The 15,779-nt window shown below is 33.0% G+C and carries 16 protein-coding genes; 7 read left to right on the top strand and 9 right to left on the bottom strand.

Annotated elements, in window-relative coordinates; translation table 11 throughout:
• The first annotated feature begins 90 nt into the window (after nucleotides 1–90).
• Nucleotides 91–1,161, top strand: a complete 1,071-nt coding sequence (locus A4F88_RS20795; RefSeq protein WP_068844697.1) for a fatty acid desaturase family protein — start codon at nucleotides 91–93, stop codon at nucleotides 1,159–1,161.
• Between the two features lie 99 nt (nucleotides 1,162–1,260).
• Here the strand turns inward: A4F88_RS20795 and A4F88_RS20790 are convergent, their stop codons facing one another.
• The 5 genes from A4F88_RS20790 to A4F88_RS20770 form a co-directional block, all read right to left on the bottom strand.
• A complete protein-coding gene (locus A4F88_RS20790; protein ID WP_068844696.1) occupies nucleotides 1,261–3,405 on the bottom strand; it encodes a polyribonucleotide nucleotidyltransferase in 2,145 nt (714 codons plus the stop codon).
• A gap of 163 nt (nucleotides 3,406–3,568) precedes the next feature.
• The gene (rpsO, locus tag A4F88_RS20785; RefSeq protein ID WP_007804772.1) at nucleotides 3,569–3,835 is read right to left on the bottom strand and encodes a 30S ribosomal protein S15; all 267 of its coding nucleotides are present in this window, start codon (nucleotides 3,833–3,835) and stop codon (nucleotides 3,569–3,571) included.
• Nucleotides 3,836–3,995: 160 nt separating this feature from the next.
• A complete protein-coding gene (locus A4F88_RS20780; RefSeq protein WP_068844695.1) occupies nucleotides 3,996–4,937 on the bottom strand; it encodes an energy transducer TonB in 942 nt (313 codons plus the stop codon).
• Between the two features lie 48 nt (nucleotides 4,938–4,985).
• Nucleotides 4,986–5,681, bottom strand: a complete 696-nt coding sequence (locus A4F88_RS20775) for a toxin-antitoxin system YwqK family antitoxin (protein ID WP_068844694.1) — start codon at nucleotides 5,679–5,681, stop codon at nucleotides 4,986–4,988.
• 33 nt (nucleotides 5,682–5,714) lie between these two features.
• Complete coding sequence (locus A4F88_RS20770; protein ID WP_068844693.1) at nucleotides 5,715–6,170, bottom strand: GAF domain-containing protein; 456 nt, start codon at nucleotides 6,168–6,170, stop codon at nucleotides 5,715–5,717.
• A 72-nt stretch (nucleotides 6,171–6,242) separates the two neighbouring features.
• Here A4F88_RS20770 and xrtF point away from each other — a divergent pair, with 72 nt between their 5' ends.
• From xrtF to A4F88_RS20740, 6 genes are all read left to right on the top strand, one after another.
• Nucleotides 6,243–6,779, top strand: a complete 537-nt coding sequence (gene xrtF, locus A4F88_RS20765; protein ID WP_068844692.1) for an exosortase family protein XrtF — start codon at nucleotides 6,243–6,245, stop codon at nucleotides 6,777–6,779.
• Nucleotides 6,769–7,215: an exosortase F system-associated membrane protein gene (locus A4F88_RS20760; RefSeq protein WP_068844691.1), complete on the top strand. Its 447-nt coding sequence runs from the start codon at nucleotides 6,769–6,771 to the stop codon at nucleotides 7,213–7,215. The genes xrtF and A4F88_RS20760 overlap by 11 nt, the downstream gene beginning before the upstream one ends.
• Nucleotides 7,216–7,260: 45 nt before the next feature.
• On the top strand, nucleotides 7,261–7,659 hold the full coding sequence (locus A4F88_RS20755; protein ID WP_068844690.1) for an HYC_CC_PP family protein: 399 nt from the start codon (nucleotides 7,261–7,263) through the stop codon (nucleotides 7,657–7,659).
• A gap of 114 nt (nucleotides 7,660–7,773) precedes the next feature.
• On the top strand, nucleotides 7,774–9,780 hold the full coding sequence (locus tag A4F88_RS20750) for a TonB-dependent receptor plug domain-containing protein (RefSeq protein WP_068844689.1): 2,007 nt from the start codon (nucleotides 7,774–7,776) through the stop codon (nucleotides 9,778–9,780).
• A gap of 54 nt (nucleotides 9,781–9,834) precedes the next feature.
• Nucleotides 9,835–10,176: a heavy-metal-associated domain-containing protein gene (locus tag A4F88_RS20745; protein ID WP_068844688.1), complete on the top strand. Its 342-nt coding sequence runs from the start codon at nucleotides 9,835–9,837 to the stop codon at nucleotides 10,174–10,176.
• Between the two features lie 131 nt (nucleotides 10,177–10,307).
• Complete coding sequence (locus tag A4F88_RS20740; protein WP_068844687.1) at nucleotides 10,308–10,988, top strand: DedA family protein; 681 nt, start codon at nucleotides 10,308–10,310, stop codon at nucleotides 10,986–10,988.
• Between the two features lie 231 nt (nucleotides 10,989–11,219).
• Here A4F88_RS20740 and rodA read toward each other — a convergent pair whose 3' ends face one another.
• The 4 genes from rodA to mreC are packed head-to-tail and all read right to left on the bottom strand — an operon-like array spanning nucleotide 11,220 to nucleotide 15,740.
• The gene (rodA, locus tag A4F88_RS20735; protein ID WP_068844686.1) at nucleotides 11,220–12,455 is read right to left on the bottom strand and encodes a rod shape-determining protein RodA; all 1,236 of its coding nucleotides are present in this window, start codon (nucleotides 12,453–12,455) and stop codon (nucleotides 11,220–11,222) included.
• A 15-nt stretch (nucleotides 12,456–12,470) separates the two neighbouring features.
• Nucleotides 12,471–14,420, bottom strand: coding sequence for a penicillin-binding protein 2 (mrdA, locus tag A4F88_RS20730; RefSeq protein WP_068844685.1), 1,950 nt, complete (start codon nucleotides 14,418–14,420; stop codon nucleotides 12,471–12,473).
• The gene (locus tag A4F88_RS20725; RefSeq protein ID WP_068844684.1) at nucleotides 14,417–14,923 is read right to left on the bottom strand and encodes a rod shape-determining protein MreD; all 507 of its coding nucleotides are present in this window, start codon (nucleotides 14,921–14,923) and stop codon (nucleotides 14,417–14,419) included. The genes mrdA and A4F88_RS20725 overlap by 4 nt, the downstream gene beginning before the upstream one ends.
• The gene (gene mreC / locus A4F88_RS20720; protein WP_068844683.1) at nucleotides 14,916–15,740 is read right to left on the bottom strand and encodes a rod shape-determining protein MreC; all 825 of its coding nucleotides are present in this window, start codon (nucleotides 15,738–15,740) and stop codon (nucleotides 14,916–14,918) included. Before mreC ends, A4F88_RS20725 begins: the two co-directional genes overlap by 8 nt.
• Nucleotides 15,741–15,779: the final 39 nt, after the last annotated feature.

The raw sequence follows: 15,779 nt of genomic DNA, 5'->3' as shown, positions 1-15,779 counted from the left end.
AAATATATAAAATAAATTTATTGATTTTGGCAAATTGAAATGTGATAATTGCAATAGGTTTGCGTGGTAATTTTAAAATAATAATAGTTTATGAAGGCTAAATATTTCAGTAAATCGGAAGAGGAAAAAATGTTTTTTTCTGCTTTAAAACAACAAGTATATGAAAAACTTAATAATAAGGCTGTTTCTTTTGGTGATTCTAGATTTTGGTTTAAAGGTTTGTTTTGGACTCTAATTTGTTATTTATCTTATTCTTTGCTTTTTTTAGATTCTATAAGCAAAATAAATTTTTGGATTTTATATCTGATCTTTCAATTATCAGGATTGTTGATCGGTTTTAGTCTTGGGCATGATGCTTCGCATAATACTGCTTTCAAAAATAAAAAGGAAAATGCTGTTTTGCATTTTTTTAGTTTTCTTACAGTAGGAATTGATCCTTTGCTCTGGGGATTAAGGCATATTAGGTCGCATCATTTATATGCAAATGTAGAAGGAAGCGATATAGACATAGATAAAAATCCTTTTTTGAGATTAAGTCCAACGCATCCATGGAAATCAAAACATAGATATCAGGCTTATTATGCGCCATTTGTTTATATGTTCACTCTGTTGCATTCTGTTTTTATGAGTGATTGGGTGTATTTATTTTCGAATGAGTATGATTGGATGAAAAGAGGTGTCTCTAAGGTGGAATTGTATTTAAGATTTATATTTTATAAGATCTTTTATTTTTCTTTAGTATTGGTTTTTCCAATATTGTATTCTAATTTTTCATGGAGTTTTATCGTTTTAAGTTATTTTACTGCCAGTGCTTTTACGTCTATGGTTTTTATTATTATGCTTGTTGGAACACATTTTTTTGATGGTGCAGATTATCCTCAGCCTGAAGGTGAATTTCTTGAACATACATGGGCAGTTCATCAGCTTCATACGAGTTGTGACTGGAATGCAAATAAAGGCTGGGCAAGGTTTTTAAGTGGTGGTTCAAATTGCCATGCGGCTCATCATCTTTTTCCTAATATTTGCCATACTAATTATAGTGAAATAAATGAAATAATCGAAGAGACGGCAAGAAAGTACAAGCAGCCCTATCATCATAAAACATTATTCGAGATGATGTTTTCTCATTTTGTGCATTTGCATAAAATGGGTAATCCCTAATTGAGAAATAATGGTTACGTAGTTTTGAACGAAAAACCCCAATTCAACTGAATGAATTGGGGTTTTCTATGAATAAACCTTTAGTAAACTAAGATCTGATTACTCTTTTTTCTCCTCGCGTGGAGGTCTTGGAACTAGTGCTTTTTTAGACACTTTTTCTTTTTTAGTTTTAGGGTCAACTCCTAAGTATTTCACTTGGAAAACGTCTCCCATTTTAACTACATCGGCAACATTTTCGGTACGTTCCCAAGCTAACTCAGATACGTGAAGTAGTACTTCATTTCCTGGTGCAGCAGTATACTCAACAACAGCTCCAAAATCTAGCATTTTGATCACTTTTACTTCGTATGCTTCTCCTAATTGTGGTTTGAAAGTAATAGAAGCAATTTTTGCTAATACTGCTTCAATTCCAGCAGGATCTGTACCTAAGATTTCGATAACACCTTGCTCGTCAACTTCGTTGATTACAATAGTAGTTCCGGTAGCTTTTTGTAATTCCTGAATTACTTTTCCTCCAGGTCCGATTAATGCTCCAATAAAGTTTCCAGGAATAGTTCTGGTAATGATTTTTGGTGCATGCGCTTTTACGTCAGCTCTTGGAGTTGCAATCGTTTCAGTTAATTTACCTAAAATGTGTAAACGTCCATCACGTGCCTGACCTAAAGCCTGCTCCATAATGTCATAACGTAAACCATCAATTTTGATGTCCATTTGACAAGCTGTGATACCATCAGCAGTTCCGGTTACTTTAAAGTCCATGTCTCCTAAGTGATCTTCATCACCTAAAATGTCTGACAATACAGCAAATTTCTCTCCGTCAGTAATCAATCCCATAGCAATTCCAGAAACTGGTTTTACCATTTGAACTCCAGCATCCATCAAAGCCATTGTTCCGGCACAAACAGTTGCCATAGAAGAAGAACCGTTAGATTCTAAAACCTCAGAAACAACACGAATTGTATAAGGACAATCTGCAGGAATCATATTTTTTAAGGCTCTTTGAGCTAAGTTACCGTGACCAACTTCTCTTCTTGAAGTTCCTCTTAGTGGTTTTGCTTCACCAGTTGAGAAAGGAGGGAAGTTATAGTGTAAGTAGAATTTCTCTTCACCTTGTTCAGATGGAGAATCGATTTGGTTTGCTTCTCTGGAAGTTCCTAAAGTTACAGTTGCCAAAGCTTGAGTTTCTCCACGTGTAAATAAAGAAGAACCGTGAACTCTTGGTAAGTAATCAGTTTCACACCAGATTGGTCTGATCTCTGTAGTCTTTCTTCCGTCTAAACGAATTCCTTTTTCAAGAATTACATTACGAACAGCTTCTTTGTTTGTTTTGTAGAAATATTTTCCAACTAAACCAGCTAAATCAGCGTTTTCAGCATATTCTTCTTCTGTAAATAAGGCTTTCGCTTCTTCTTTAACAGCTGCAAATTTTTCGCCTCTTTCGCTTTTTCCAGAAGCTTCCTGTGCAATAGTGTAGCATTTATCGTAAGCGGCAGCTTTTACTTTAGCGTAAACAGCTTCGTCTTCAATTTCACCTTCGTAAGTTCTGTATTCTGGAGAACCAACAGCTGCTCTTAATTTTTGTTGAGCAACAATTTGAACTTTTATAGCTTCGTGAGCAAATTTAATGGCTTCTACCATTTCTGCTTCTGAAATTTCTTTCATCTCTCCTTCAACCATTGCAACAGAATCCATAGAAGCACCAATCATCATATCGATATCAGATTTTTCTAAATCTTCTCTGCTTGGATTGATAACAAATTTTCCGTCGATACGTGCAACACGTACTTCAGAAATTAAGTTATAAAACGGAATATCTGAAACTGCTAATGCGGCAGATGCAGCTAAACCTGCTAATGCATCCGGCATAACTTTTTCGTCATGAGACATTAATTGAATCATAACTTGTGTTTCAGCATGGTAATCGTCTGGGAAAAGCGGACGTAAAACACGGTCAACTAATCTCATTGTTAATACTTCACTGTCGCTTGGACGTGCTTCTCTTTTAAAGAAACCTCCCGGGAAACGACCAGCTGCTGCAAACTTTTCGCGATAATCTACTGTTAATGGTAAAAAATCAACGCCTGGGTTGGAGGTACGGGCTGAAACTGCTGTCGCAAGTATCATCGTGTCTCCCATTCTTACTACTACAGAACCGTCAGCTTGTTTTGCTAAACGCCCTGTCTCGATTGTGATGCTTCTGCCATCACCTAAATCGATCTTTTCTACAAATAATTGTGGAATCATAATTTTTCCTTATTGGTTATACAATGGGTTTTAGTTGTGTTGTAGTTGTTGTGTGTGTAGTTGTTGTTTCTAAAACCCAATGAAAAACCAAACTTTTTTTCTTATAAAATGCTTGTAATGTAAAAACAAAAAGAGGCACTCTCGCACCTCTTTTCTATATTGATTATTTTCTGATATTCAATACTTTGATAATCTCACGATATCTGTTGATCTCTTTCTTTTTCAAGTAATCCAACAAAGCTCTTCTTTTACCTACTAATAGTACAAGTGAACGCTCAGTGTTGTAATCGTGACGATTTTTTTTCAAGTGTTCAGTTAAGTGTGAAATTCTGTAAGTGAACAATGCAATCTGACCTTCTGCGCTTCCAGTGTTTGTTGCACCACCGTGTTGTGCGAAAATCTCTTCTTTCTTTTCTTTAGTTAAATACATTCCAATATTATTTAATGATTTTTATGTATGTCATACATCCTTTGTAAGACGGGTGCAAAATTAGATTAAAAAAACAAAAGAATCAAACAAAAATAAAAGAATCTTAACATAGGGTATTGATTTATGTTATTTGAGTAATCTATATCTCATTGTTGTTATGTTAATTTGTTATCGTTAAAGGTATAGTGTACTGAACTCTGACAGGTATACCTCTTTGTTTTGCCGGAATCCAGTTTTCATAGCTTGTAATTACTCTAATAGCTTCTTCGTCCAGACCATATCCTAATGATTTAAGGATTTTTGGTTCAACAATTTTACCATCCTTTTCAATCACAAACCGCACAATTAGTTTTCCGGATATTTTATTGGCGACAGCTTCTTTTGTTTTTACAAAATTAGCTCCAATGAATTTATAGAAATCAGGTATCCCTTTTTGAGGTAATGGTTTTGTCTCCAGGGCATCGTATTGATTTTCTATTCCATTGGGATTAATGGTTCTTCCGGAAACGAACTTTCCTTTGCTATAGATTTCAATGTATTGATATTTTGTAATCTTATTAATGTCTTTCCATTCTCCATCTTTAAGTCCATTTCTTAAATTTCCTTTTGTTGAAAATTTTTCACGATCTTCTTCAAAAAAACCGTTTCCATTTTTGACTGTATGCTCATTTTTGGAGTTCCAAAAGTCATCAATTTTCATATCTGAACTAAATCCGTTTTCAGATTCAAAATATTCTCCAATTAATTTAGGATTACCATTTTCATACCATTCTAAAAAACTTCCGTTTAATCTTGATTTGATATAGTTTTCTTCTCTTTTTTTATTTCTATTCTCATAATAGTAAACATATTTGCCTTCTTTAGAAAATCCGTCTTTAGTTTTAGAATTTCCTTCCATTTTTAATACACCTGACTTATAGTAATCTTTAATTTGATATAAATCTTTTTCAGTGTAATAATCTTTTATAATTCTATAAGAGTTATGGTTTTCTTTTGAAGCATCTTTTCCAATCGAATCAAAATAGACGACTTTGTCTGATGCGTTTTGCGAAAAAAGGAACATTGGAAACAATGCTACCAGGAAATATAGAGTTTTTTTCATTGATTGTTTGTACTAAATAGTATTTCTAAAATTGCGGTGGTTATAGGTTCACTTTGATCTAAAAACCTTTTTTGGGTTCTGCTTCTCACTTAAAGAAGCATAGGAATATTTTACATTGTTTTCGTCTATACTAATTCCCGAAATTAGAATTCCTTTATCGTAATTGTCGTTAAATGTGGTTTTGCGAAGTTTATCATTTCCAATCCAGAGACCTTGTTTTAGACCATTTTTAATCTCTCCTTTTTGAGTTACAAACTGTTCCGTTTCCTCATATTCTCCATTTCCGTCGGTTACAGTTTGTGTTTTATCTTCATTCCAGCAATTAAGAATCAAAGTTTGAGATTTCTTTGTTTTAGGATCCCAGAGATTTTGTTTCTCGGACTTTTTGCTTTGATTCTCGTACCAATTAATTTCTTTGCCTGATTTATGATCTTCAGAATACTCTATAACAGATTCTTTTGCTCCGTTTTTATAATAGCAAATAAACTCTCCATCTTTTTTCAGTATATCCTTGTCGAGAGTGGCACCGGTCATTTTCTTTCTTCCATTTTTGTAGAAATCAGTAATAACGTATCTCGTGCTTTTTTGAGAATAATTGGTAATTACTCTGGTATAACTGTAGTTTGGAGAAGTGGTTTCACGATTTAACGAGTCAAGAAAAATCTTTTTCGAGACCATGTTAATTTGTGCTGATAGACCAGTAGAAATTATAGCAAGAAGCGCTGTGAAAATGCTTTTTTTCATTCTGGTCTATTTTTTATACTAAAAATAGGGATTCTAGAATAATTTAGCAACTTCCTGATTTACGAATTCTAAAAATCTTTCATCAGCTTCTGTAAATGGGTCAATAACATGACTGTCAATATCGATTTGACCAATATTTACGCCATCAACAAATAACGGAACAACAATTTCAGATTTCACCGTAAAACTGCAGGCAATATAATTGTCTTGTGCAGCCACATCCGGAACCACAAAATTAGCATTGCTCTCTGCTACCTGACCGCAAATTCCTTTTCCAAAAGGAATAACAGTATGATCCGTTTCAGCCCCTACATACGGGCCTAAGTGTAAAGTTTTGTTTTCGTGATTGGCAAAATAAAAACCTACCCAGTTATAATATTCAATATTTTCGTTTAATAGTTGGCAGATTGCTAATAATTTTTCGTCTCTAACTAATTTTGTGTCAGCTACTATAGCAGTTATTTTTGGTTGTAATTCCTGAAATGTCATAATGTGAAAATTTTATACAAAAGTATTTAAAGCTAAACTCAAAAAATACATAAATTTGAAAAAAAATTCCACTTGAAAAAATATCTGATCCAGTTTAAGCCATTCCTGATTTTTATAAGTACTTTTTTTGGAGTATATATTGTGCTTACATTGTTTTACAAACTTTATCTGGACAGTTTTGGGCCAAATGATGTCGATGGAATAACAAACATCGTTGGTCGTAATGTAGAGCAATTAATGAATGTATTTAATTGTGATATTAAAATTTATAAAAGCACCGTGGATTCCTGGTTAGAAGTTTGGTACAATAAAAAGTATATTATCCGAATTGTTGAAGGTTGTAATGCTATTAGTGTCATTATTCTGTTTATTTCTTTTATAATTGCTTTCTCCGGAAAATGTAAAACAACATTCATTTTTGTTTTGTCAGGAACCTTGCTTATCTATATCTTAAATGTATCACGTATTGCGATGCTGACCGTTTTAATGTTTTATTTTCCTCAAAACGGACACTTTTTACACGGTACACTTTTTCCTTTGGTTATTTATGGATTGGTATTTCTGTTGTGGGTGATATGGGTAAACAAATTTTCAAAATATGCTAAATAGAATTCTGGAGCATAAATTTAAAATTCTGGTTGCAATTCTAATTGTATTGTGTTTTGCTATTATCAGGACTTTTGAAAACAAACTTTTTTACGATCCTTTCCTGGTTTATTTTGAATTAGATTTTAAAAATTTGCCATTACCTCAAACAGATGGCTTAAAACTTTTTTGCAGTCTTTTGTTGCGGTTTATATTAAATAGTGTTTTGTCTTTAATACTTATTTATACGTTATTTCGGGATCGCGATATGCTAAAATTTAGTGTTTTTTTATATGGAGTTTTTGCGGTTATACTTTTTGCAGTCTTTTTTATAATTCTGGAATCTTTTTCAGAATGGAACTGGCTTCTTTTTTATGTACGACGATTTATTATTCAGCCACTATTTGTCATATTATTTATCCCTGCATTTTATTACCAGCAGCAAAATTTAAAAAAATAACATTTTATTAGATTTTTTTTAAAGACTTTTAAATAGTTTTGCAGTATGAAATTAAAAAAGTGTACAGGATTATTATTAGCGTTTCTATTGTTGGTCTCCAACATAGGCTTTGCTTTTGATGTACATTATTGCGGAGGAGAAATTGCTTCGGTTTCATTGAATACTACAGCTACTGCATCTCCTGAAAAGAAATGTTGTGGCGATTCTGAAAAAAAATCATCTTGTTGTAAAGATAAAGTAGTTCATTTTGAGAAAAAATCAGATAATGCTACTTTCAAGATATTCTTTTTTCAGCTTGCTTTTCCTGCTGTAATTCAGGAGTATAAACCTATTGCTTTTTTATCAGTTCCAAATTTCAAAAGCAATCAGATCATTTCGTATTATTCTGATGCGAATGCGCCCCCTTTATTTAAGTTATATCATCAGTACATTTTTTATTCCTGATTTTAATGTTTAGAATCAAGCCTTATTTGGGCTTGTATGCTGCTATTTGTTAGTTTCTGTTCAATTGGAAATTTTCAAAAGCAATTTATCTAATAAACATTAAAATCATTTTTTATGCAAAAAAATATAATGCTTTTTGTTATGTTTTTGCTTTCGGTTTCTGTTTTTTCGCAAGAAGATTTAGAGGAAGTTAAAATTACCAAAAAGCAAAAAGGATTAAAAAAATCCTATACGTTAACTGCCAATACAACTGTTATTACAAGCAAAGAATTATTAAAAGCAGCTTGCTGTAATTTGGCTGAAAGTTTTGAGACCAACCCTTCAATTGATGTTAATTTTTCTGATGCTTTAACAGGTACTAAGCAAATAAAAATGCTTGGTTTAACAAGTCCTTATCTGATGATTACCGAAGAAAATCTTCCTTCGGTTCGTGGAGCTTCTCAGGCTTACGGATTGTCATTTACACCCGGAACATGGATAGAAAGTGTTCAGATTACAAAAGGTGCGGGGAGTGTTGTAAATGGTTACGAGAGTATTTCGGGACAAATAAATACAGAGCTTTTAAAACCTTTAAACGATGTTCCGTTTTTCTTAAATGCTTATGGTTCTACAGATGCCCGTTTTGAATTGAATACACATTTCAATAAAAAACTTTCTGATAAATGGGCTACGAGTCTTTTTGTACATGGAAATGCCCGTGTAGCCAAGAATGATATGAATAATGATGGATTTCTGGATAATCCGTTAGGAAAGCAAATTAACGTACTGAATCGTTATCAGTATTATAATCCGGAAAGCGGTTTGGTGAGTTTTATCAATTTCAGGTATATGAATGATAAAAAACAAACCGGAGAAGTTGATTTTGATAAAGATACTGATCGCGGAACAACTAATCATTGGGGATCTGAGATTAATACGGAACGTTTTGATGTTTCAACAAAAATTGGATATGTTTTCAAAGATATGCCATATCAGAGTATTGGGTTTCAAAATGCCTTTAACAGCCACAATCAGAACTCTTATTTTGGTTTAAATCTGTATGATATCAGACAAAACAGCTTTTATTCGAATTTAATTTTTAATTCAATCATCAATAATACAAAACACAAATTCTCGACAGGTTTGAATTTTACTTATGATCAGTATCAGGAATTTGTGAATGTAAATGATTACAGTAGAATTGATAATTCAGTTGGGGCATTTTTTGAATATACTTATGATAATACGGATAATTTTAGTCTGATCTTAGGTGGAAGAGTAGATAATCATAACCGATTAGGTTTTTTTGTAACGCCACGTCTTCATATGAGATATAATCCATGGAAAAATGGAGTAATCCGTTTCTCTGCAGGAAGAGGAAAACGATCAGCTAATATTTTTGCCGAAAATCAACAGCTTTTCGCAAGTTCAAGAACGTTTTCGATTCTGGATAATACAGGAAAAATTTATGGATTGAATCCTGAAATAGCCTGGAATTACGGAGTGAGTTTTTCTCAAAAATTCCGTCTTTTTAATAAAAATGCTGAGGTTGGTTTTGATGTGTATCGTACCGATTTTCAAAATCAGGCAGTGGTTGATTTGATGCAAAGTCCGCAAGAGGTTTTATTCTATAATTTAAAAGGAAAATCATTTGCAAACAGCTTTCAGGCAGAGTTTAATTATGAGTTAATTCATAATCTGAATTTGAGAACAGCATATAAATATTATGATATTCAAACGGATTATTTAAGAGGAAATTTTCAGCGTCCGTTACAGGCAAAACATCGTTTCTTAGGAAATTTAGAATATGAAACGAATTTGAACAATGGTAAACAATGGAAGTTTGATTATACTTTTAACTGGTCCGGAAAACAACAATTGCCATACACGGCGTCGAATCCTGTTGCAGATCAGTTTCCTGACTTTTCGCCTTCATATGCAGTAATGAATGTTCAGGTAACAAGAGTTATTTCTCCGGTATTAGAGGTTTATGCAGGAGGGGAGAATATTGGTAATTACAGACAGGAAAAAGCGATCTTAGGAGCAGCAGATCCATTTGGTCCTAATTTTGATGCTTCTGTTGCCTATGCTCCAATCTTTGGACAAATGTATTACGCAGGATTACGATTTAAAATAAAATAAAGAAGCAGTATCAATTGCAAAAAATAATTTCAATAACAATAAATAATAAATAAGATGAACAGAATAATTTTAATTGCATTAGTAACTTTTTTAGGATTTTCGGCTCAGGCTCAAACTAAAAAAAATAAAAATTTAAAATACACTACAGAAGTAAATGGTAATTGCGAACAATGTAAAAAGCGTATTGAGAAAGCTGCTTATGGAGTTCCGGGAGTAAAATCGGCAACATGGGATATCAGTTCACATCAATTAGCCGTAATTTTAAATGAAGAGAAATCTTCTCCTGAAGATTTAAACAAAGCTATTGCTAAAGTTGGACACGATACAAAAGAGGTAAAAGCTACTGATACTGATTATGAAAATTTACATTCTTGTTGTAAGTATGTAAGAGAATAATTATTCTTAAGAGCCCAGGTGTAGACTTGGGCTTTTTAATAGTTAATTAAACTTTAAAATACGGCAATTTATTGTGGTTAAAGCAAATTATTGTTAATTTCACGAACTTATAAATATAACCAAACGCATTTATGAATAATTTTGATTGGACTCAATTAATCAACCCTGAATTTTATATTACCTTAAGTATCGGTGGTTTTCAAATTGGTTTATTTATTGTTTTGTTTATTGTTTTTGCTGAAACAGGACTTTTTGCAGGATTTTTTCTTCCGGGAGACAGTCTGCTTTTTTTAGCAGGAATTTATAGCAGGGACCTAATGCAAAACGTTGTCGATATTCCGGCAGATTTTATAAATGTATTTTTACTTTCTACATTGGTTGCAATAATGGGAGTTTTGGGTAATATGACCGGATATTGGTTTGGAGCCAAAAGCGGATATTACTTGTTTAAAAAAGAAGATTCTTTCTGGTTTAAAAAGAAATACTTGTTACAATCAAAAGATTTCTTCGAAAAATATGGTGGAAAAGCGATTATCTACGCACGTTTTCTTCCAATCTTCAGAACCTTTGCTCCAATCATTGCAGGAATAGTTTCTATGGATAAAAAGAAATTTATGTTCTTTAATGTTTTGAGTTCGTTTTTGTGGTCATTTATTCTAATCTTTTCAGGGCACTATTTATACGGTGTTTTTCTGAAACACGGAATAGACTTAAAACAACATATAGAATATATCATTATTATCATTATCATTATCTCAACGTTCCCGGTTTTACTTAAACTTTTAAAGAAAAGACCAAGCGAACACATTTAATAATAGCCTATAAAAAAAGGTCCGAAGTTTAACTTCGGACCTTTTTTTATGCTTGAAAATGACTTATCAGATGTCTTTTTTGATGACTAAAATCATTAGATGTGATATCTCTGTCTGTTGTGTTAGTATTGAGATTTTTAAGTCGTTTTAGAGAGCTGTTTTAGATTTAAAACGATTGATTGAACAAACACTGCGACCAATTCGGATTAGCTTAAGATCTCTTTTTAAATGCTACCACTCATTTACTTTATTGGCATCCATTTTTAGGAAAATAAACAACAAAATAGTGAATCCCCAAAGTCCGGAACCTCCATAAGAAAAGAAAGGAAGAGGAACTCCAATAGTAGGGAAGATTCCAATAACCATTGCAATGTTTACAAAAAAGTGAATGAATAAAATTCCGGCAACACAATAGCCATAAACCCTGCTGAATTTTGTTTTTTGTCTTTCTGCTAAATAAATAACTCTAAGTAGTAAACCCACAAAAAGTGATATTACAACCAGCGAGCCTACAAAGCCCCATTCTTCTCCAACAGTGGTAAAAATGTAATCGGTATGTTGCTCCGGAACAAATCCTCCTTTGGTTTGAGTTCCTTCCAGAAAACCTTTCCCAATCCAGCCTCCTGATCCAATCGCGATTTCTGATTGGTTTGTATTATATCCGATACCTTTCATGTCTACAGTTTTACCAAGCAATATGTTAAAACGGTCACGATGGTGTTGTTTGAAGATATGGTCAAAAACATAATCTACAGATAAAACAAAGGCAGAGATAATAGCTAATAAAATCCCGCTCAAAATAATGTTTCGATCTACGGCCCTTCCTTTAAAGTGAATGATAAGCAATACACCTAAGGCAATTAAAATAACAGCATATGGTTCTAAAACGAGCGTTAAAACAAATAATAAAATTGTGATAAAACCTGTCCAGACATACCATGATGGTAAGCCTTCTCTGTATAGTACAATGATAAAAATACTGTAAATTAAAGCGCTTCCCGGATCAGGTTGTGGTAAAATTAATAACACAGGCAGAAATACAATAGCCAAAGCCTGAATTTGCCTGTTTGTCTCTTTTAAGTTTATTTGCGTGTCACTTAAGTATTTGGCTAATGCCAATGATGTAGCGGCTTTAGCAAACTCTGAAGGTTGTAGAGTAAAGCTTCCTATAGCGTACCAACATCTTTGTCCGGCAATTGTTTTTCCAAATAGAAATAAACCAGCCAGTGATAATAGAGAAACTCCAAAAATAATACTGGCATATTTCTCATAAAATTTTCCGTCAACAAAAAGTACAACAAAAATCAATGGTATAGTACAACCAATGAAAATAAGTTGTTTCTGATAAGTTCCTTCAGTTGATAGTAATGATGAGGAATAGATATTTAACCACCCTAATACGACCAACGAAATGTAGATAAAAACGCTTATCCAGTCAATGTTGTTTTTTACACTTTGATTTTTCATTTGAAATAATCTTTGTTAGTTTTCTTTAGTGGTGTCTATAGGTGTGTTCTTAACTTCTACTTTTGTTTTCAGGATTTTGGCCCTCATAACAGAATCTTTTGGAGTCGATTCAATTGCGCTGGCTGCGTTCATTCCGCCTAGTTTTGCATATTCGCTTGCTAAACTTTTATTAAGAACACGAATTTCCAGATCCGTTCTTGTAATCTTCTTTCTCAAATATTTCTCGATCATCAAACTCGCAATCGGACCAGCAACGGTAGCACCAAATCCTCCATTTTCAATCATAATTGCAATAGCAATTTTTGGATTGTCTTTTGGGGCAAAAGCCACAAAAATAGAGTGGTCTTTAAGTTGTGTTCGTTTACCGTTAATTTTGGCAAAGTTTTCTGCAGTACCTGTTTTTCCACAAATATCAATACCTTCTACACGAAGTGCATGAGCCGTTCCTTTGTTGTATACATCAAATAAACCACTTATTACAGGAGGGAAATATTTCTGATCAATTGTAGTAACGTGCTTTGTGGTAAACTTAGCGTCAATTTTTTTGCCTTCAATTTTTTTAATGATATGAGGTGTGTAGTAATAACCTTGATTTGCTACTGTCGCCATCATGTTTGCCAACTGAATAGGGGTCATTAAAACTTCTCCCTGACCAATCGCATTCGATACAATTGTTGTGCTTCTCCAGCCACCGTTAGGATAGATTTTTTTATAGGTTTTAGAATTTGGAATATTTCCTCGTTTACCAATTGGTAAATCGTAGCCCATAAACTGACCTAATCCAAAACTTTTCACGTGATCACTCCATACGTCAACAGCTTTTCCCGGATCTTTATATTTGTTGATGGTCAACATATAAGATTGTGCAAAATAAGTATTACATGAATTGTAAATTCCGTTGTGTAACTGATGCGGACCAAAACCGTGACATTTCATGAAACGTCCTCGGCCATAACTAAATCCATGATGACACATAAAAGTAGTTTGCTCATTGATAACGCCTTCTTGCAAAGCGACTAAACCAGTCAGGATTTTAAATGGAGACCCAGGAGGATACTCTGCTAAAAGTCCTCTGTCGTATAAAGGTTTTGCGATAGAATCATGATACAATAAAGTGTAGTTTTTGGATCTTTGTCTTCCAACTAAAATACCCGGATCATAAGATGGAGCGGTTACCAGCGCCAGAATTTCTCCTGACTTAGGTTCGATTGCAACAATTCCTCCTCTTTTATTAATCATTAATTCCTCGCCATACTTTTGAAGTTCAGCATCAATTGTTAGATTAATGTCTTCTCCGGCAACAGCGATAGTATCGTATTTACCATCTTTGTAAGAGCCAATTTCTCTGTTGTATTTGTCTTTCTGGATGTATTTTACACCTTTAACACCACGTAAAATTTCTTCGTAACTTTGTTCTACACCTTGTTGTCCAATTAAATCTCCACTATTGTAATAAGGATTTTTGGCAATTAATCGTTCGTTTACCTGCGTAATAAATCCAAAAATATTTGCACCGTAATCTACTTCGTAATCACGAAGTGAACGTTTTTGGAAATAAAAACCTTCATATTTTCTGATTTTTTCCTGAAAAGCGGCAAATTCATTTTTGTTTAACTGAGATAAAAACACAGATGGTAATCTCGGACTATACACTTTAGCCTTTGCAATTCTTTTGTCGTAGTCTTCTCTGGTAATATTTAATAATGCGCAGAATTCACCAATATTAAGATCTTCTTTGATTTCTCTTGGAATAACCATGATATCATAAGAAGCCTGATTGGCAACTAATAACTTGCCATTTCGATCATAAATATAACCTCTTTCAGGATAGTCGTATTTTTTCTTTATGGCATTATTTTCTGATTTTAACTTAAAGGTATCATCAACAACCTGTAGGTAAAATATCCTAATCACTAGCAAAGATGCTGCAATAATAATTAAAGAGGGCAGCAGAATTTTTCTCATCGTTTATTCGGCTTAATAAGATAAATTATTATAATTGAGGTGATTATTGTAAATATAGAGCTAAATAATGTTCGGAGCAAGATGTCCCAAATAAATTTAAACTGAAAAGCTTCAAGTACAAAAAGTACAATATGATGCAGTACAACAGATACTAGAATAAATGAAAACCGTTCCGGAGTTAAGGAGTCGTTTAATTTTATTGTTTGGTATTCATAACTCAATCCAAAAGAAAATTTAAAGATATAGGGTCTGTAATACGCCAGAATAACACATGCCGTTGCATGAATTCCTCCTGAATTACAAAACATATCCATCATTAATCCAAGTAAAAAACTAGAAACAATTAAGCCTGTTCTGTTGCTGTTTACCGGATATAATATAATATACAAGATATATGGAAAGGGACTTATATACCCTAAAAAATTCATATTATTGAAAATAACAACTTGAATTGTTAGTAGAATAATAAATCGAAAAATATTGACTAACAAAGCGCTATTCATTTTTTTCCTTGTTTTCTAAATTAATAAGTTCTTCTCTGTCCTTAGTCTTGATGATATAAACGTGACCCAAGTTTGTCATATCATTAAATAATTTAACGTTTATGACGTAATAACTTGTGTTCTTCTTGATGTAAATTTTATCAACTGTTCCAATATTGATTCCTTCAGGAAAAATTACAGACTGACCACCTGTAACAATGGTATCTCCTTTTCTGATAGAAGCTAATCTAGGTACATCTTCCAGTTGAACAAATCCGGTGCTTTTTCCATCCCAGGTTAATGACCCAAAGTGATTTGATTTTTTAATCTTGGCATTAATCTGCGATTTCATATTCAGGATACTAACCACGGTTGCATATCGTGGAGAAGTATCATCAATAACGCCAATAATTCCTAAACTGTTTATTACTCCCATATCAGGTTTTACTCCATCATTTGCTCCTGAATTTATAGTAATAAAGTTTTCATGGGTACTATATGAGTTATGAATAACTTTTGAAACAATAATGTCCTGAGGTTTAACTCCTTTTACACTGTCTGGTAAAGGTAGTTTTGCGGTATCTTGTTTGCTAAATAATAGGCTTTTTAGTCTTGCATTTTCAAGTACAAGCTCGTCATTTTCGGTTCTTAGATTCAAATATTCGTTTACACGATTGATTCTTTCATAAACACCTCCGGTTAAAAAATTAGCAGAACTGATTACTTTGCTTCTATGGTAAGAATGTGATTGAACGGTGAGAGCCAACGAAATACCTAAAAGCAGCAAAAACAGCAATCGATTACTGTTTCTTATAATGAAATTAAAAATTTGCTGCATTTCTTGTTTGGTTATTTTGTTTCAGGATATGCTTTTTGT

The sequence above is a fragment of the Flavobacterium chilense genome (assembly GCF_001602525.1).
Lineage (GTDB): Bacteria > Bacteroidota > Bacteroidia > Flavobacteriales > Flavobacteriaceae > Flavobacterium > Flavobacterium chilense.
The sequence above is the reverse complement of the archived record's forward strand: the minus strand, read 5'-3'. Positions and strand labels throughout refer to the sequence as shown.